Origin of the sequence: Streptomyces gardneri (assembly GCF_006539185.1) — a bacterium.
GTDB classification, from domain to species: domain Bacteria; phylum Actinomycetota; class Actinomycetes; order Streptomycetales; family Streptomycetaceae; genus Streptomyces; species Streptomyces gardneri.
In genome coordinates this window covers 133,137-150,508 of sequence record NZ_BJMN01000001.1, presented here as the reverse complement: position 1 = coordinate 150,508, position 17,372 = coordinate 133,137, and the positions used below count along the sequence as shown (strand labels likewise).

Sequence of the window (17,372 nt, the reverse complement as noted above, 5' to 3'; positions counted from 1 at the left end):
GGCCTTCCCCCACCCCGCCCCTTCCCGTAACCGGGGGCTCCGCCCCCGGACCCCCGCGCCTCAAACGCCGGCGGGGCTGAAGTTCCGCCCGGCGGGGCTGGATTGCGGCGGCGATGTCAGCCCGTCCGGCGTTTGAGGACCGGGGTCTGGGGCGGAGCCCCAGTTCGGGAAGGGGCGGGGTGGGGAAACGTCACTCCCGCCGGTACTCCGGCGTCCGTTTCTCCGCGAACGCCCTCGCCCCCTCCTTCGCGTCCGCCGTGTCGAAGATCGGCCACCCCCGCTTCAGCTCGGCGGCCAGCCCCTCCGTCTCCGCCATCTCGGCGGTCTCGTAGACGGACGCCTTCACCGCCTCGACCGCCAACGGACCGCACGCGTTGATCCGCTCGGCGATGTCGAGGGCGGCGTCCAGGGCCGTGCCGTCGGGGACGACCCGCCCGACGAGCCCGATGCGGGCGGCTTCCTCGGCGGTGTACGGGCGGCCGGTGAGGAGCATTTCGAGGGCGTGGGTACGGGCGATCTGGCGGGGCAGCCGGACTGTGGAGCCGCCGATGGGGAAGAGGCCTCGCTTGACCTCGAAGAGGCCGAAGGTCGCCGAGGCGGCCGCGACCCGGATGTCGGTGCCCTGGAGGATCTCGGTGCCGCCGGCGACGCAGTACCCCTCGACGGCCGCGATGACGGGTTTGCGCGGGCGGTGGTGGCGCAGCATCGCCTTCCAGTGCAGGTCGGGGTCGGCCTTCAGCCGGTCCCGGTACTGCTCGCCCTCCATGCCCTTGCCGGCCAGGGCCTTGAGGTCCATGCCGGCGCAGAAGGAGCCGCCCGCGCCGGTGAGGACGATCGAGCGGATCGCGTCGTCGGCGTCGGCCTCCAGCCAGCCGTCGTGGAGGCCGACGAGCATCGGCAGCGAGAGGGCGTTCTTGGCCTCGGGCCGGTTCAAGGTGAGTACGAGCGTGGCGCCTTCGCGCCGGACGTCCAGGTGTTCGGTGCCACCCATGGGGTCTCCCGTCTCCAGTTCTGGAACAGGTTGCAGGAGTGGGGGTTCCAGTTCAATAGTTTTCTGACACTCAGTCAGATTCTTCTGCGCACCCCCTTCCCCCCGTCGCCGGTCGGCGCTCTAATGACCGCCGAGTCACTGCGCACCCGTACGAGTCAGCGCGAACCGGGGTCAGGAGGAACGGTGGAGTACAACCTTGCCGACCTGTTCGAATCGGTGGTCGACGTGGTCCCGGACCGCGAGGCTCTGGTGTACGTCGATCACCCGGGCACGGGTGCGGAGCGCCGTCTCACGTACGCCGAACTCGACGCCGCCGCCAACGGGATCGCCCATCACCTCATCGACGCGGGCATCCGCCCCGGTGAGCACCTCGGCCTCCACCTGTACAACGGCGTCGAGTACCTGGAGACGGTCCTCGCCTGCCTCAAGGCACGGATCGTGCCGGTCAACGTCAACTACCGGTACGTGGAGGAAGAGCTCGTCTACCTCTACCGGGACGCCGACCTCGCCGCGCTCGTCTTCGACGCCGAGTTCACGGAGCGGGTCGCGGCGGCGCTGCCGCAGACTTCGATGCTGCGGCACCTCGTGCGGGTGGGGACCCCGCCCGAGGGAGCTCCGGCGCTCGACTGCGTGCCGTACGCCGAGGCGGAGGCGGCCGGCTCGGCGGAGCGGGGCTTCGGCCCGCGCTCCGGGGACGACCTCTTCATCATCTACACCGGTGGCACGACCGGCATGCCGAAGGGCGTCCTGTGGCGCCAGGAGGACCTGTTCTTCGCGGGCCTGTTCGGGGGAGAGCCCTCGGGCGAGCCCGTGAAGCGGCCCGAGGAGCTGGCCGAGCGGGTCGCGGCCGGCGGCCCCGGCATCACGTTCTTCCCCGCGCCGCCGCTGATGCACGGCACCTCCACGCTGACGGCGTTCATCGCCTTCAACTACGGCCAGCGGGTCGTCCTCCACCGCAAGTACGTGCCGGAGGAGGTCCTGCGCACCCTGGAGAAGGAGAAGGTCTCCAGCATCTCCCTCGTGGGCGACGCGATGCTGCGCCCGCTCGTCGACGCGCTGCACGGCCCCCTCAAGGGCACCGACCTCTCCCATCTCTTCAGCCTGTCGTCCTCCGGGGCGATCATGTCCGACACCGTGCGGGCCCAGCTCCAGGAGCTCATGCCGAACGTCCTGCTCCTCAACAACTTCGGCTCCACCGAGTCCGGTTCCAACGGCCGCGCGACGGACGACTCCGGCCCGGACAAGGGCTTCCGGCTGCACGTCAACGAACGCACCCAGGTCGTCGACCCGGCGACCCGCGAGCCCGTCGCGACGGGCGAGATCGGCCGCCTGGCCCAGCGCGGTCACGTCCCGCTCGGCTACTACAACGACCCGGCCAAGACCGCCGAGACCTTCTTCGAGAAGGACGGCGTGCGGTGGGTGCTCCTCGGCGACATGGCGACCGTCGACGAGCACGGCGTCGTCACCGTCCTCGGGCGCGGATCGCAGTGCATCAACACGGGCGGCGAGAAGGTCTACCCGGAGGAGGTGGAGCAGGCGCTGAAGTCCCACCCCGACGTGTACGACGCCCTGGTCGCCGGAGTCCCCGACGCCCGCTGGGGCAACCACGTCGCCGCGGTCGTCCAGCTCCGCGCGGACGCCCCGCCGCTGGACCTGGAGGCGGTGCAGAGCCACTGCCGCCCGCGCCTGGCGGGCTACAAGGTCCCGCGCCAACTGGTCCTCACGGACCGGATCCAGCGCTCCCCCAGCGGCAAGGCGGACTACCGCTGGGCCCGCACCGTGGCGGTGGAGGCGGACACGGGGACGGGAACGGCCGCGAAGGGCGGCGCCTAGGGGCAGCCGGCGGTCCTAAATCCCGAACTCCCTGAGCGCGGCAAGGAAGTCCGCCGGTCGGGCCTCATGGATCAGATGCCCGGCGTCGATCGTGACCAGGCGGGCGCCGGGGATGCGTTCGCCGAGCCAGGCCAGCTGTTCCTGGGGGACGTGGCTGGACGGGCCTCCGGCGAGGACGAGGGTGGGGGCCTTGATCGCGGGGAGGCCCTCGCGCCAGGCCGGGTCGGGGGCGTTCAGCTGGGCGTCGGTGGTCGTGACGACCTCCCAGTCGACGGCCAGCGGGCCCTCGGGGCGCTCGGCGACCGGGCGCGGCGGGTCGAGCGGGAGGAAGACGGGCGGCTCCTCCAGGACGAGACGGCCGATCAGGCCGGGTTCCCGCTGGGCGAGGAGGCACGCGGCCCCGGCGCCCATCGAGTGGGCCACGACCGTCACCCCGGCGAGGCCGAGGGCGCGCAGGAAGCCGCCGAGTTCGTCGCGGAGGTCCTCGAAGCCGTATCCGCCGGGGCGGTCGCTCAGTCCGTGGCCGCGCAGGTCGGGGGCGTACACCCGGTGGTCGGCGGCGAGGGCCTCGCTGACGCCGTGCCAGCCGGTGCCGTTCTCGCCGCGGCCGTGGACGAGGACGACGGGCGGGGCGCCCTCGGGGCCGCTCACCCGGTAGGCGAGGCGAACGCCGTCCACGGTGACCGTGCGGACCTCCGGATCGAGGAAGGCGGCGATCGGGCGGACGAAGGCCTCCGCGTCGTCCACCCACGGGAAGTGCCCGGCGCCGGGCTGGACGACGAGTTCGGCGTCGGGGAAGCAGGTCGCTATCTCGGCGGCCCTGGCCGGGGTGGGTCCGGCGTCGTACTCCCCGGCCAGGATCAGCACGGGCGCCTTGAGCGCGGTGAGCGCGCGCCGGGTGGTCTCCGGGTCGTAGGCGCCCTCACCGTGGTACGCGGAGGCGGCCTCCCAGCGGATCTGCCCTTCCGCCGCCGCCGCGTGCTCCTGCGCTGCCTCGTCCCAGCGGCCGTAGCCGAAGGGCGCGACGATCTCCAGGACGCGCGGCAGCGGCGTGTCGGGGCCGATCGTGGCGATTCCGGCGTGGGCGTCCGCGTACCACGGCTGATCGGCGAAGACCTCGACGGCCTCGTCCCACTCCTCGTCGGTGGTGCCGAGGCCGAGCGCCCACCCGCTGGAGGTGACGATGACGAGGGAGCGGACGCGGTCGGGGTGGGCGGCGGCGTACAGGGTGGCGAGGTTTCCGGCGGCGGAGTGGCCGAGGAGGTCGATCCGCTCCAGGCCGAGGTGGGCGCGGAGGGCCTCGACGTCGCCGACCTGGCGGTCGCAGCGGTACGTGCCGGGGTCGGCGGGCTCGGCGCTCGCTCCGACGCCGCGGGGGTCGAGCACGACCAGGGTGCGATGGGCGGCGAGTCCGCCGAGGTCGCCGAGGTAGGCGGCGTCGCGCATGGGTCCGCCGGGAAGGCAGATCAGCGGCTCGCCCGCCCCCTCCCCCAGCGTCCGGTAGGCGAGCACGGTCCCGTCGTACGTGGTGAAGGTCGTGGGGGTCGTGAAGCTCATGAAGGTGGGCATGCCGCCGATCTTCACGACCCGTTGTCGATCTTCGCAACGGATTTCGCCGAGGGCTGCGGAACGGGCGGGAGAAATTGCGGGACGCCCAGGGAGCGCGCGATACGGTGGACGGACCGTCCCCGACATGCGAAGGAACCGTTCCACCGTGCCCGAGACCCGGGATTCCGCGCTGCGCGGCGACTGCGCCAACTGCTTCGGACTGTGCTGCGTGGCGCTGCCCTTCGCGAAGTCGGCGGACTTCGCCGTGAACAAGTCGTCCGGTGAGCCCTGCCGCAACCTCCAGGAGGACTTCCGCTGCGGCATCCACACGCGGCTGCGGCCCAGTGGCTTCCAGGGCTGCACGGTGTACGACTGCTTCGGCGCGGGCCAGCAGGTCTCCCAGGTGACGTTCGGCGGGGTGTCCTGGCGCGAGGCGCCGGAGACCGCGCGCCAGATGTACGAGGTGTTCCCCGTCGTACGCCAGCTCCACGAGCTGCTGCGCTACCTCACCGAGGCCCTGGCGCTGCCGGCCGCCCGGCCGCTCCACGCCGAGCTGCGCGCGGCGCTCGCCCGGGTCGAGGAGCTGACCGGGGGAACGCCCGACGCGCTGGAGAAGCTCGACGTGGCGCCCGTACGGGCCGAGGTGAACCCCCTGCTCCTGCGGACCAGCGAACTGGTCCGGGCGACGGCCGGCGGCAAGCCGAAGAGCCGCCGGGGGGCCGACCTGATCGGCAAGCGGCTGCGCGGGGCGAAGCTGCGGGGCGCGGACCTGCGCGGGGCGCTCCTGATCGCCGCCGACCTGACGGGGGCCGACCTGACGCTCACCGACCTCATCGGGGCGGACCTGCGGGACGCCGACCTGTCGGGCGCGGACCTGACCGGCGCGCTCTTCCTCACGCAGCCGCAGCTGAACTCGGCCCGCGGAAACGCGGCGACCCGCCTCCCGGACGGCTTCGACCGGCCCACGCACTGGACACCCTGACCGAGGCCCCAGCGCGCTCCGACCTGCAGGATCCGTCTAGGGGGTCACCGTACGTCGGCCCTCCCGAGCCCGAAGACGAGTCGGGGCCGCATGGGGCCGTCCTCCCGGCGCGACAGCACGACGACCTCCTCGACGCGGGCCGGCATCGTGCCCAGCCGGCCGGCCAGCTCGGGAGCGAGTCGGCGCGGAGTCCTGCTCCGGCCCAGCGAGAGATGCGGGGTGAAGCCGGCGGCGCGGCCCTGGCAGCGGGGGAAGCGGCGTAGCAGCGCGTCGTACAGCTCCTCCCAGGGCTCGGGGCCGGCCGCCGCCGGATCGAGCCACAGGGTGGCGTCGTGGCGGTGCCCGAAGCTGCGCACACCGCTGAGCCGGGCGGTGAACGGCGCAACCTCGGCCGCGGCGGCGGCCAGCAGCGGAGCCGCCCGGTCGAAGTCCGTCTCAGGGACGAAGCCGAAGAGCAGGTTCACGTGCGGCGGCCAGCGACCGATCTGCCGGTCGTGCACCTCACGGATCCGCTGGATCGCGGGCCACAGCTCCGCCGGCGGGAGCCACGCCACGGCGGTGCGGGGCGTCGGCGGGCTGCCGAGCGCACCGGGCCGCTCGGCGCTGTCGCCGTGCGGGGTGTCCGTGTCCACACCACCATGGTGCGCCAGGGCCCGGGGCGGCCGCTTCGGTCCTGAAGCGGCCGGCCCCGTTCCCCGGCGTATCCGCACGCGGTCACCACGGCCCTGCCGACGCGAGGCCGTGGTGCGAGGGAGGTGCGGCGGTGTCAGCCGCCGACGGAGACCAGCTTGAACTTCTCGTTCACCACGTCCTCGCAGTCCCACAGAATGACCCGGGTGCCGTTGGCCCAGCCACCGGCGCCCTCAAGGTTCAGGCAACGGCCGGAGGCGTCGTTGCGGATCTGACCGTCGGCGGTCCACTCGAACTTCTCGTTCACCACGTCCTGGCAGTCCCAGAGGATGACCCGGGTGCCGTTGGTCCAGCCACCGGCGCCTTCCAGGTTCAGGCAGCGCCCGGAGGCGGGGTTCCGGATCTGTCCGTCGGCCGTCAGCTGGAACAGCTCGTTCTGCGCACCGACCGTGCAGTCCCACAGGATGACCCTGTTGCCGTTGTCCCAGGGGCCCCCGCCCTCGAGGTTCAGGCACTTCCCGGTCTGCGGGTTGAGGATCCGGCCGATCGGGTTCGGCGCCTGGTCCTCCGGGACCAGCTTGAACTTCTCGTTCACCCCGCCGAGGCACTCCCACAGGATGAGCCGGGTGCCGTTGGTCCAGCCGGCGGCGCCCTCGAGGTTCAGGCAACGGCCGGAGGCGGCGTTGCGGATCTGACCGTCGGCGGTCCACTCGAACTTCTCGTTCACGATGTCCTGGCAGTCGAACAGGATGACCCGGGTGCCGTTGGTCCAGCCGCCGGCGCCCTCGAGGTTCAGGCAGCGGCCGGAGGCGGGGTTCCGGATCTGACCGTCCGTGGTGATCTGGAACTGCTCGTTGGGGGCGCCCAGCGCGCAGTCGAAGAGGATGACGGGCGTCAGGTTGCCCCACGGGCCGACACCGGACAGGTTCAGGCAGCGCTCGCCGGCCGGGTTGACGATCGTGAAGCTGCGGCCGGTCTGGGCGCCGATCCACTCGTCCAGACCGTCGACGCGGACGCTCCGGGCGTCGGTACGGGTCTCGTCGGCTGCGGTACCCAGGCAGCCGCCCTGCCACGCACGGGAGACGATGCCCGCGATCCGGGTGGTGCCGCCGGCCTCGCGCAGCAGTGGGGCACCGGCGTCGCCGGCGCAGATCGCGGCCGAGCCCGCGCCGGGCGCGGTGTCGATGCCGGTGGCGGTGACACTGCCGACGGTGTAGGTGCCGGCATGGGCCTTGGCCGGGTTCCACTCGGTGGCGGTGCGGCCGAGCCCGGCCACCCGCAGGTACTCACCGCCGGTCGGGGCGGTGGCGGCGAGCTTGAGCGGGGTGATGCCCGTGACCGGCGTGGCCAGACGGACCATCAGGGCGTCCCGGTCCGAACGGGGAACGAGCTCCGCGATCTCGACCGTGCGGCCACCGGCGGTGAACGTGCTCCTGACCGAGGGCGCACCCGCGGCGAGCGAGGTGGGGTCGTCGGTGAAGCAGCCCGCGGAGGTGAGCGCCCAGAGCGGGTCGACCAGGCTGGCGGTGCACCGGCGCGAGCCTTCCCGCCCGGCGGGACCGACGGTCAGCCGCCCGACGGCCGGGACATCCGTGGTCACGACGGGCTCGGACGGAGCACCCCCGGCGGTCAGCTCCAGGAGGGTGGTCCCGTCCCCCGCCGGCTGGGGGTCGCCCTCGCCGACAGGCGTCCAGTCGTTCTTCGCGATGTCGACACTGCTGACCGTTCCGGCCCTGTTCAGCGTCGCCTTCATCGCATGGTTGTCGCCCTTGATCCTGACGACCTTCGCGATCTCCAACGCCAGGTAGCCGGACGCGCCGCTGACCTTGAAACAGACCGTCGCGGGCGACGCGTCCCGGCGCACCACCTGCACCAGGTTCGGCTCCGAGGAGCAGTCCGCGAGCAGGATGTTGCCGTCGCCCGCCTTCAACGTCACCGCCTGCTCCGCGAGGATCTCCGCGGCCCCCGGGTAGGCGAAGGACTCGACCGCCAACGGCGGTGCGGCCTCCGCAGCGGAAGCCGGCACGGAACCGACCACAACAGGTATCGCCAGCAACGCCGCAAGCGGCAACGCCAGCCTTCCAACCGTACGCACATTCGCTCCAGGAAGAGAGACTACGGGCATGTGCTCACGCCCCCGTGTTCGTGAAGAACATGTGGACGTTATCCGCCCCAATTCGGCAGCGTCAAAGATCAATTGAGGCTCAGTCAGAGTCGCGACCAGCGACGACGCATACAGGACACCCGAGGAGGGCGGGGTCACCACGGCCCGTCGCCGTCAACCTGGCGATGATCCGGGTGACCGTCGCTGACCTGCCGCTTCCCCGACCTGGCACTTGCCGGCCCACAGGCCCTGCGCTAAATACACCGAGATGCGGGACGTGGTCGGGGTGGACCCGACGTGGCCGTACGGCTCCGGCGACGTTCGGATCGGCCGGACCGCCAGCGGGATAGACCCTCAGCAGGGGGGTCGCCCGACGATGGGGCCCGCCAAGAGGAGCCGTGGCGCGTCATGAAGGATTTCCCCTCGATCCCCACCGCTCCCCGTGCGCTGCCCCTGATCGGGCACGTCGTACCGCTGCTGCGGGATCCCCTGGCCTTCCTGAACTCGCTGCCCGCCCTCGGCGAGCTGGTCCGCGTCCGCCTCGGTCCCCTCAGCATGATCGTGATCTGCGATCCGGAACTGACCCGGCGAGCCCTGCTGGACGACCGCGTCTTCGACAAGGGCGGCCCGCTCTACGACCGCCTGCGCGAAGTGATCGGCGACGGCGTGGTCTCCTGCCCGCACCAGGCGCACCGCCGGCTGCGGCGGCTGTCCCAGCCCGCCTTCCACCAGGCCCGGCTGCCGGACTACGCACGGGCCATGACCGGTTGCGTACAGGAGGCGACCGATTCCTGGAGTCCCGGCCAGGTCCTCGACGTGCCCGCCGAGATGATGGCGACGAGCTCCAGGATCATCACCGCCACGCTCTTCTCCGACGCTCTGCCCGCGACGGCGCACGGCCGGCTCACCGCCGATGTCACCACCGTGGTCAAGAGCCTCTACCAGCGCATGTTCCTGATCCCGCCGCTGGATCGCCTGCCCACCCCCGGAAATCGCGCCCACCTCGCGGCCCGCGCCCGCCTCCACGGCACCGTCGAGCGCATCATCGCCGAGCGCCGTGCCGACGGCGCCGACTACGGTGACCTGCTCTCGGCCCTGGTGGCGGCCCACGACCCCGAGGACGATCGCCCCGGCATGAGCAGTGCCGAGATCACCGACACCGTCGTCTCCTTCGTCCTGGCCGGCATCGAGAGCACCGCCGCCACGCTGTCCTCGGCGCTGGATCTGGTGGCCCGCCACCCCGAGGTCGAGCAGCGGTTGCACGCCGAGGTCGACGCCGTCCTGGGCGGTGCGCCGGCCACCCACGCCGACCTGCCGCGCCTGCCGCTGACCGAGCGCGTCATCACCGAAACCCTCCGGCTACGCCCGCCGGGCTGGTTCTTCACGCGCGTGGTCACCGCCGACACGCACCTCGGCGGGCATCTGCTGCCGGCCGGGACCAGCGTCGCGTACAGCCCCTACCTCATCCACCACCGGCCCGACCTCTACCAGGATCCCGAGGTCTTCTCCCCCGATCGCTGGGCGGCCCCGCACCCCCAGCCGCCCCGCCACGCCTTCCTCCCCTTCGCCGCGGGTGCCCGCAAGTGCATCGGCGACTCGTTCAGCATGATCGAGGCCACCCTCGCCCTCGCGACCATCGCCGCCCGCTGGCGTCTGGAGCACGTGCCGGGCCACCGAGGCCGCCTCGCCGCGGCGGTGACGCTGGAGCTTCGCGACCTGCACATGCGGGCGCGACCGCGGACCGCGACGCCCGCATCGTCCGTGCCCGCCGCAGAAGGGAGGTCCTGACCGGCTGCGTCTACACGGTGTACGTGTACGGGGTCGTCGTCGAGAGCGTCAGGAAGCCCAGGCGCTGGAGGATCGGGCGGCTCGTGTCCGCCGCGTCGACCTGGACGTAGCGGTGGCCGCGGGCCGCGGCGATGCGGGCGCGGTGGGCGACGAGCGCGCGGTAGAGGCCGCGGCCCCGCCAGGCCTCGACGGTGCCGCCGCCCCAGAGTCCGGCGAAGTCGGTGCCCGGGCAGAGTTCGAGGCGGGCCGCGCTGACGGGTTCGCCGGACGCGACGGCGACGACGGCGGTGACCGTGTCGGGGTCGGCGGCGAGGCGGTCGAGGAGCTGGCGGCCGATGTGGGAGCTGTCGGTGCCGAAGGCGCGTTCGTGGACCTCGACGACCTGGCGCACCCCGGCCTCGTCGGTGACCGCGTGGAGCTCGACGCCTTCGGGGAGCGGCACGTCCTGGGGCAGGGCGGCGGCCTCGGTGGCCATCAGGGTCTCGGGGTCCTCGGCGGTGAAGCCGGCGGCGAGGAGCCGGTCGGCGAGGTCGGCGGGGCCGTCGTGTCCGTACAGCTTCCATTCGAAGGAGAGTCCGGCGGCGCGGTAGTGGGCGATCTGCGCGGCGATCGCGGCGTCGGCCCCGGGGGCGTCGAGGCCGGACCAGAGCACGCCGTTCCAGGCGTGTGCGGGTCCGGTCTGCCGGACGACGGGGCCGACGCGCTCGACGCGGCAGCCGGGTCCGTCGGGGCGTGCCTCGCGGCGCAGTTGACGGTCGTAGAGGTCACGCAGGTGCTGAGGTTCCATGGGGGTCACTCCAGCAGCGGTTCCGGCCCTCCGGCAACAGGTTTTGCCTGGCCAGGGTGGCCGCGGTGGTCGGGATTCACCAGGTGACGGGCAGGGCGACCGGGCCTCTGTTGACCGTTCCGCGGCGCCAGGCGATCCGTTCGGGTTCCACCGCCGTGGCGAGGCCGGGGTTGCGGGTGAGGAAGGTGGAGAGCATCACCTCGGCCTCCATCCGGGCCAGTTGGGCGCCCGCGCAGTAGTGGGCGCCGTGACCGAAGGCGAGGTGGGGGGCCTCGTTCCGCGCGAGGTCGAGCCGGTCGGGCTCGGTGTAGACGGACGGGTCGCGGTTGGCCGCGGGGTAGAAGACGTAGACGGCCTCCCCTTCCCGGACGGTGACGCTGCCGACCTCGAGCGCCTCTTCGACGACGGCGGGGACGCGCGCCTTGGCCTCGCTCTCGTACCGCGCGTTCCGCGCCTCGAAGCCGGGGTGGGCGAGGGTGCGCTCGATCGGTTGCACCAGATGCCGCTTCGCGACCCCGGTGTTCTCGATCAGGCGCAGGACGAGCGGGAGCTGCTCGTGCCCGGCGTGCAGACTTCGCTTTCGGCCGGGCACGCGGGCAGGGCCCGTCCGTCCGGAGCTGGAGGTGGGAGAGGCGAGACGCGGGACGGTCTCGGATGATCCACTCTCTCCCGCACACCGCCACAAGAGCACACCATTCACCTCAAAAGCACCCCAAGGTGCGATATCAGTGCGAACTACATCATCCGGGAGAGCGAACGGGCGCACTCGGATTGACCCCCTCCCACCCCTTGCCAAGCCCTGGGCGCCTCCGGGTTTACTGGCCCGTACGCAACTACCGAATGATCGGTAGTCCGTTTTACGACTGCGGAGGAGTGGCGCATGACGGACCTTCTGGACAGCGGCGAACAGCTCGGGCGCGAGGAGCTGGCGCTGCTCCAGCTGGAGCGACTGCGCGCGACCCTGCGGCACGCGTACGAGAACGTGCCCTTCTACCGGCAGTCCTTCGACGCGGCCGGGCTCTCCCCCGACGACTGCCACACCCTCGCGGACCTCGCCCGCTTCCCCTTCACTGCCAAGTCCGACCTGCGTGACCACTACCCCTTCGGCATGTTCGCCGTCGACCAGTCCCGGATCCGGCGCGTCCACGCCTCCAGCGGCACCACCGGGCGGCCGACCGTGGTCGGCTACACCGACCGGGACCTCGACACCTGGGCGGACGTGGTGGCCCGCTCCCTGCGCGCCGCCGGGGCACGCCCCGGCCACAAGGTCCATGTCGCGTACGGATACGGCCTGTTCACCGGCGGACTCGGCGCCCACTACGGCGCGGAGCGCCTCGGGTGCACGGTGATCCCCGCCTCCGGCGGCATGACGGCCCGGCAGGTGCAGCTCATCCAGGACTTCCGGCCCGAGATCATCATGGTGACCCCCTCGTACATGCTCACGCTGCTCGACGAGTTCGAGCGGCAGGGCGTGGACCCGCGCTCCACCTCCCTGAAGGTGGGCGTGTTCGGCGCCGAGCCGTGGACGGAGGCGATGCGGAAGGAGATCGAGGAGCGGTTCGCCATCGACGCGGTCGACATATACGGGCTGTCGGAGGTGATCGGTCCCGGTGTGGCGCAGGAGTGCGTGGAGACGAAGGATGGGCTGCACATCTGGGAGGACCACTTCTACCCGGAGATCGTGGATCCCTTCACGGGCGAGGTGCTGCCCGACGGGGAGGAGGGCGAGCTCGTCTTCACCTCGCTCACCAAGGAGGCGATGCCGGTGATCCGCTACCGGACGCGCGACCTGACGCGGCTGCTGCCGGGGACGGCGCGGGTGTTCCGGCGGATGGAGAAGGTCACCGGGCGCAGCGACGACATGATCATCCTGCGCGGGGTGAACCTCTTCCCCACCCAGATCGAGGAGATCGTCCTGCGCACGCCGGCCGTGGCCCCGCACTTCCAGCTGCGGCTGACCCGGGAGGGCCGGCTCGACGCCCTGACGGTGCGGGCCGAGGCCCGTGCGGAGGCGACGGCCGAGCAGCGCGCGGCGGCGGCCCTGGCCATCGCGGCGGCGGTCAAGGACGGGATCGGGGTGTCGGTCGGCGTCGAGGTGGTCGACCCGGAGACGCTGGAACGGTCGGTGGGCAAGATCAAGCGGATCGTGGACCTGCGCGGCGCGTAGCCTGGAGGGAGGAGGTGAGTGCGATGCTGTCTGACTCCCCCATCGCCGCGATCATCCCGGTCAACGACATGTCCCGGGCCAAGCGCTTCTACTCCGAGACCCTCGGCCTTCCCCTCACCAGGGAATCGGCCGAGGACACCCGATACGAGTGCGGGGGCACGACGATCGGACTCTACGAAACGCCCTACGGCGGCCAGGCCGGGCACACCCTCGCGAGCTGGAAGGTCGCCGATCTCGACGCCGAGATGACGGAGCTCCGCTCCAAGGGCGTCACGTTCGAGGAGTACGACCTGCCGGGCATCAAGACGGTCGACGGCGTGGTCGAATCGGACACCATGCGCGGTGCCTGGTTCAAGGACAGTGAGGGCAACATCCTCTGCGTGGTGGAGGAGCTCGCGAGCTGACGACGGCAGGACATCACACGGCGCCGAAGCGGTCCCGCAGTTCTCGCTTGAGGATCTTGCCGCTCGCGTTGCGCGGCAGGTCCGGAGTGAAGTGGACGCGCTTCGGGGCCTTGAAGTGGGCGAGCTTCTCGCGGGCGTGCGCGAGGAGTTCGGCCTCCGTGACCTCGCCGCGCGGGACGACGACGGCCGTGACGGCCTCGATCCAGCGCTCGTCGGGGAGGCCGATCACGGCCACCTCGGCGACGCCCGGGTGGGTGTAGAGGGCGTCCTCGACCTGGCGCGAGGCGACGAGCACTCCCCCGGAGTTGATGACGTCCTTCACCCGGTCGACGATGGTGAGGAAGCCCTCGGCGTCGCGCACGGCGAGGTCGCCCGAGTGGAACCAGCCGCCCCGGAAAGCCGCCTTGGTCTCCTCGGGCTTGCGCCAGTAGCCCTCGCACAGCTGCGGTGAGCGGTAGACGATTTCCCCGGCGGTGCCGTCGGGGACGTCCTTCCCGTCCTCGTCGACGACCCGGGCCTCGACATGGCGGACGGGCCGGCCGCAGGAGTCCATCCGTCCCTCGTGCTCGTCGGGCCCGAGGACGGTGGCGAGGGGGCCGATCTCGGACTGGCCGAAGCAGTTGTAGAAGCGCAGCCCGGGGAGGCGCGCCCGCAGCCGTTCGAGTACCGGTACGGGCATGATCGAGGCCCCGTAGTAGGCCTTGCGCAGCGCGGAGAGGTCCCGCCCGGCGAAGTCCGGGTGGTTGGCGAGGCCGATCCAGACGGTCGGCGGCGCGAAGAAGCTGTCGGCGCGGCCCGCCTCGACGAGGTCGAAGAGGAGAGCCGGGTCGGGGCCGTCGACGATCGTGTTCTCGGCGCCGACGGCGAGGTACGGCAGCAGGAAGACGTGCATCTGCGCCGAGTGGTAAAGCGGCAGCGCGTGCACGGGCCGGTCGTCCTCGCGCAGGTCGAGGGCCTCGACGGCGCTCGCGTACTCGTGGACGAGCGCGCGGTGGGTCATCATCGCGCCCTTGGGGAGGGCGGTGGTGCCCGAGGTGTAGAGCAGCTGGACGTGCTCGCGGGCGTCGCGGTCGGTGTCGTACTCCTCCGGTACGGCGACCGCGTCGAGGAGCGAACCGGGCGCGTCCCGCAGCGGTTTGACCGCGAAGCCGTCCGGGACGCGGTCCGCGAGGGCGGGGTCGGCGAGGACGAGCGAGGTGTCCGACTGCTCCAGGAGGTACGCGAGGTCTTCGCCGGTCAGGTGGTGGTTGACCGGCACGTGGATCAGGCCGGCCCGCGCGCAGGCGAGGAACGCGACGAGGTAGGCGTCCGAGTTGTGGCCGTAGGTCGCGACGCGTGCGCCGTCGGGCAGGCCGAGGCCGTGGTGCGGCTCCCGCAGGACGGCGGCCGCGGTGGTGACGGCCGCGTCCAGCTCGGCGTACGTCCAGGTCCGGTCGGCGTACCGGACGGCGACGCGGTCCGGTACACGCTGGGCGCTCATGCGCAGCACGCCGTCGACGGTACGGCTGAGGAGTCGTTCCATGCCGTGATCCTCGGCGCGGGGCGGGCGGAAGGTCAAGTACCTTGCGGCGCGCCGCACATGCGCCCCACCTCGCCCGACCTCGGATACCGAACGGGATGTTGACAAGCGGGTCATCCGGCTGCGTGCATGGTCCGACCAGCAGTGCACATCCGTCCGTTGGGAGGCACCTTGCACCTCCGCACCCGCTTGACCCGCCTGAAACACCTGGCACTGACCGGCGCGGCACTCGCCGTCGTCACCGCCACGCTGCCCGGCGCGGCGGCGGCCGACTCCGGGGACCGGGGCGGCCACCGGCCCTCGGACCGGGGTCTGTCGGCCGTCATCCGGTACACCGAGTTCGGCATCCCGCACATCGTGGCGAAGGACTACGCGAACCTGGGCTTCGGTACGGGCTGGGCCCAGGCCGCCGACCAGGTCTGCGTGCTCGCCGACGGCTTCCTGACCGTGAACGGCGAGCGCTCGCGGTACTTCGGCCCGAGCGCCGCCCCGGACGGCTCGCTGTCCTCGGCCGCGACCAACGTCTCCAGCGATCTGTACTTCCGCGGCGTCAAGGACGCCGGGACGGTCGAGGAGCTGCTCAGGACGCCCGCTCCGGCCGGGCCGAGCGGCGACCTCAAGGAGCTGATGCGCGGCTGGGCGGCCGGCTACAACGCCTGGCTGCGGAAGAACCGGATCACGGACCCCGCCTGCGCCGGCGCCGACTGGGTCCGCCCGGTGAGCGCGCTCGACGTGGCCCGGCGCGGCTTCGCCGTCTCGGTCCTCGGCGGACAGGGCCGGGCCGTGGACGGCATCACCGCCGCCCGCCCGCCGGCCGCTCCGTCCGCCGCTCCCGAACCGGCGCAGGCGCCCGAACCGGAGCAGGCGCCCGAACCGGAGCAGGCGCCCGATCCGGCGCGCACCGCCGAGGCGGCCCGTGCGCTGTTCGCCGCGGAGAACGCCACCATGGGCTCCAACGCCGTCGCGTTCTCCGGGGCCACGACGGCCAACGGGCGCGGGCTGCTCCTCGGCAACCCGCACTACCCCTGGCAGGGCGGCCGCCGCTTCTGGCAGTCCCAGCAGACCATCCCGGGCGAGCTGAACGTCTCGGGCGCCTCGCTCCTCGGCACGACGGTCGTCAACATCGGCTTCAACGACAAGGTGGCCTGGAGCCACACCGTCGCCACCGGAGTGCCGCTCAACCTCCACCAGCTGACGCTCGCCCCCGGCGACCCCACCTCCTACCTGGTGGACGGCCGCCCTGAACCGATGACGGCCCGCACGGTGACCGTCCCGGTCAAGGACGGCGCCCCCGTCACCCGTACCCAGTGGTGGACCCGGTACGGCCCGGTCGTCGGCGGCCTCGGCGCGCAGCTCCCGCTGCCGTGGACGGCGACGACGGCGTACGCGCTCAACGACCCCAACGCGGCCAACCTGCGCGGCTCCGACACGGCGCTCGGCTTCGGCAAGGCGCGCTCGACGCGGGACGTCGCCGACACCCTGCGCCGCACCCAGGGCCTGCCGTGGGTCAACACGATCGCGGCCGACTCGGCCGGCCACTCCTACTTCAGCCAGTCGCAGGTGCTCCCCCGGATCACCGACGAGCTCGCCCAGCGCTGCTCGACGCCCCTGGGCCGGGCCACCTATCCGGCCTCGGGCGTCGCGGTGCTCGACGGCTCGCGCTCCGACTGCGCGCTCGGCTCGGACCCGGACGCGGTCCAGCCGGGGACCTTCGGTCCGGCGCGGATGCCGACGCTTCGGGACACGCCGTACGTCGAGAACTCCAACGACAGCGCCTGGCTGACCAACGCCGACCGGCCGCTGACCGGCTACGAGCGGATCTTCGGCACGACCGCCACGCAGCGCTCGCTGCGCACCCGGGGCGGTGTCGAGGACGTGGCCGCGATGGCGGACCGGGGGCGGCTCACGGTGACCGACCTCCAGCGCCAGCAGTTCGCCAACCGGGCTCCGGCCGGTGACCTGGCGGCGGCCGATGTCGCCGCGGCCTGCCCGACGGCGCTCCCGGACGATCCCGAGGTCTGCCGGGTGATCGGTGCCTGGGACCGGACGGTGAACGTCGAGAGCCGGGGCGCGCTGTTCTTCGACCGGTTCTGGCGGAAGTTCGCCGGCTCGGTGCCGCAGGCCGAGCAGTGGAAGGTCCCGTTCTCGGCGGTGGACCCGGTCCGCACCCCGCACACCGTGAACACGGCGACGCCGGGCTTCGCGAAGGCGCTGCGGGACGCGGCGGCGGAGCTGCGGGCGGCGGGGATCCCGCTGGACGCGCCGCTCGGCTCCCACCAGTTCGTCGTACGGAACGGTGAGCGGATACCGGTGAGCGGCGGGACCGAGGCGCTGGGCGTCTGGAACAAGACGGAGCCCGTGTGGAACGCGGCGGGCGGCGGCTATGTGGAGGTCGCGCACGGGACCAGCCACGTCCAGGCGGTGGGCTGGGACGGGGGCCGGTGCCCGGTGGCCCGCACCCTTCTGTCGTACTCCCAGTCCTCCAACCCGGCGTCGCCGCACTACAGCGACCAGACCCGGCTGTACGCGGGCGAGCGCTGGGTGACCTCCCGGTTCTGCGAGAAGGACATCCTGCGCTCGCCGGCGCTGCGGGTGGTGGTCGTCAGGGGCTGAGCACCC

General features: G+C 72.4%; 13 protein-coding genes. 6 read left to right on the top strand and 7 right to left on the bottom strand.

Annotated elements, in window-relative coordinates:
- Nucleotides 1-190: 190 nt before the first annotated feature.
- The gene (locus SGA01_RS00590; protein WP_141292331.1) at nt 191-991 is read right to left on the bottom strand and encodes a crotonase/enoyl-CoA hydratase family protein; all 801 of its coding nucleotides are present in this window, start codon (nt 989-991) and stop codon (nt 191-193) included.
- Between the two features lie 183 nt (nt 992-1,174).
- Between SGA01_RS00590 and SGA01_RS00585 the strand changes: the two genes are divergently transcribed.
- Complete coding sequence (locus SGA01_RS00585) at nt 1,175-2,824, top strand: acyl-CoA synthetase (RefSeq protein WP_141292330.1); 1,650 nt, start codon at nt 1,175-1,177, stop codon at nt 2,822-2,824.
- 15 nt (nt 2,825-2,839) lie between these two features.
- On the opposite strand, the gene SGA01_RS00580 is transcribed toward SGA01_RS00585, so the two are convergent.
- A complete protein-coding gene (locus SGA01_RS00580) occupies nt 2,840-4,393 on the bottom strand; it encodes an alpha/beta fold hydrolase (RefSeq protein WP_229917671.1) in 1,554 nt (517 codons plus the stop codon).
- Nucleotides 4,394-4,517: 124 nt separating this feature from the next.
- Between SGA01_RS00580 and SGA01_RS00575 the strand changes: the two genes are divergently transcribed.
- Nucleotides 4,518-5,354 carry a pentapeptide repeat-containing protein gene (locus SGA01_RS00575; RefSeq protein WP_141292329.1) on the top strand — a complete coding sequence of 279 codons (837 nt, stop codon included), beginning with the start codon at nt 4,518-4,520 and terminating at the stop codon, nt 5,352-5,354.
- A gap of 44 nt (nt 5,355-5,398) precedes the next feature.
- Here the strand turns inward: SGA01_RS00575 and SGA01_RS00570 are convergent, their stop codons facing one another.
- On the bottom strand, nt 5,399-5,986 hold the full coding sequence (locus SGA01_RS00570; protein WP_141292328.1) for a 2'-5' RNA ligase family protein: 588 nt from the start codon (nt 5,984-5,986) through the stop codon (nt 5,399-5,401).
- Between the two features lie 134 nt (nt 5,987-6,120).
- On the bottom strand, nt 6,121-8,010 hold the full coding sequence (locus SGA01_RS00565) for a ricin-type beta-trefoil lectin domain protein (RefSeq protein WP_167533964.1): 1,890 nt from the start codon (nt 8,008-8,010) through the stop codon (nt 6,121-6,123).
- A 486-nt stretch (nt 8,011-8,496) separates the two neighbouring features.
- Here SGA01_RS00565 and SGA01_RS00560 point away from each other — a divergent pair, with 486 nt between their 5' ends.
- Complete coding sequence (locus tag SGA01_RS00560; protein ID WP_141292326.1) at nt 8,497-9,876, top strand: cytochrome P450; 1,380 nt, start codon at nt 8,497-8,499, stop codon at nt 9,874-9,876.
- 10 nt (nt 9,877-9,886) lie between these two features.
- Here the strand turns inward: SGA01_RS00560 and SGA01_RS00555 are convergent, their stop codons facing one another.
- Entirely contained in the window at nt 9,887-10,663 is a 777-nt protein-coding gene (locus tag SGA01_RS00555) for a GNAT family N-acetyltransferase (RefSeq protein WP_141292325.1), read from the bottom strand.
- A gap of 76 nt (nt 10,664-10,739) precedes the next feature.
- Entirely contained in the window at nt 10,740-11,255 is a 516-nt protein-coding gene (locus tag SGA01_RS40815) for a cytochrome P450 (protein WP_167533963.1), read from the bottom strand.
- A 288-nt stretch (nt 11,256-11,543) separates the two neighbouring features.
- Between SGA01_RS40815 and paaK the strand changes: the two genes are divergently transcribed.
- Nucleotides 11,544-12,830, top strand: coding sequence for a phenylacetate--CoA ligase PaaK (gene paaK, locus SGA01_RS00545; protein ID WP_141292323.1), 1,287 nt, complete (start codon nt 11,544-11,546; stop codon nt 12,828-12,830).
- A gap of 23 nt (nt 12,831-12,853) precedes the next feature.
- Nucleotides 12,854-13,234: a VOC family protein gene (locus SGA01_RS00540; RefSeq protein WP_055645161.1), complete on the top strand. Its 381-nt coding sequence runs from the start codon at nt 12,854-12,856 to the stop codon at nt 13,232-13,234.
- 13 nt (nt 13,235-13,247) lie between these two features.
- Here SGA01_RS00540 and SGA01_RS00535 read toward each other — a convergent pair whose 3' ends face one another.
- Nucleotides 13,248-14,756, bottom strand: coding sequence for a fatty acyl-CoA synthetase (locus SGA01_RS00535; RefSeq protein ID WP_141292322.1), 1,509 nt, complete (start codon nt 14,754-14,756; stop codon nt 13,248-13,250).
- A 126-nt stretch (nt 14,757-14,882) separates the two neighbouring features.
- Between SGA01_RS00535 and SGA01_RS00530 the strand changes: the two genes are divergently transcribed.
- Nucleotides 14,883-17,366, top strand: coding sequence for a penicillin acylase family protein (locus SGA01_RS00530; RefSeq protein ID WP_141292321.1), 2,484 nt, complete (start codon nt 14,883-14,885; stop codon nt 17,364-17,366).
- Nucleotides 17,367-17,372 lie beyond the last annotated feature (6 nt).

Excerpts from the sequence above, each read along its gene's own strand:
- SGA01_RS00590 (WP_141292331.1), bottom strand. The coding sequence starts at position 991 with ATGGGTGGCACCGAACACCTGGACGTCCGGCGCGAAGGCGCCACGCTC.
- SGA01_RS00580 (WP_229917671.1), bottom strand. The coding sequence starts at position 4,393 with ATGCCCACCTTCATGAGCTTCACGACCCCCACGACCTTCACCACGTAC.
- SGA01_RS00575 (WP_141292329.1), top strand. The coding sequence starts at position 4,518 with ATGCGAAGGAACCGTTCCACCGTGCCCGAGACCCGGGATTCCGCGCTG.
- SGA01_RS00560 (WP_141292326.1), top strand. The coding sequence starts at position 8,497 with ATGAAGGATTTCCCCTCGATCCCCACCGCTCCCCGTGCGCTGCCCCTG.
- SGA01_RS00555 (WP_141292325.1), bottom strand. The coding sequence starts at position 10,663 with ATGGAACCTCAGCACCTGCGTGACCTCTACGACCGTCAACTGCGCCGC.
- paaK (WP_141292323.1), top strand. The coding sequence starts at position 11,544 with ATGACGGACCTTCTGGACAGCGGCGAACAGCTCGGGCGCGAGGAGCTG.
- SGA01_RS00540 (WP_055645161.1), top strand. The coding sequence starts at position 12,854 with ATGCTGTCTGACTCCCCCATCGCCGCGATCATCCCGGTCAACGACATG.
- SGA01_RS00535 (WP_141292322.1), bottom strand. The coding sequence starts at position 14,756 with ATGGAACGACTCCTCAGCCGTACCGTCGACGGCGTGCTGCGCATGAGC.
- SGA01_RS00530 (WP_141292321.1), top strand. The coding sequence starts at position 14,883 with ATGGTCCGACCAGCAGTGCACATCCGTCCGTTGGGAGGCACCTTGCAC.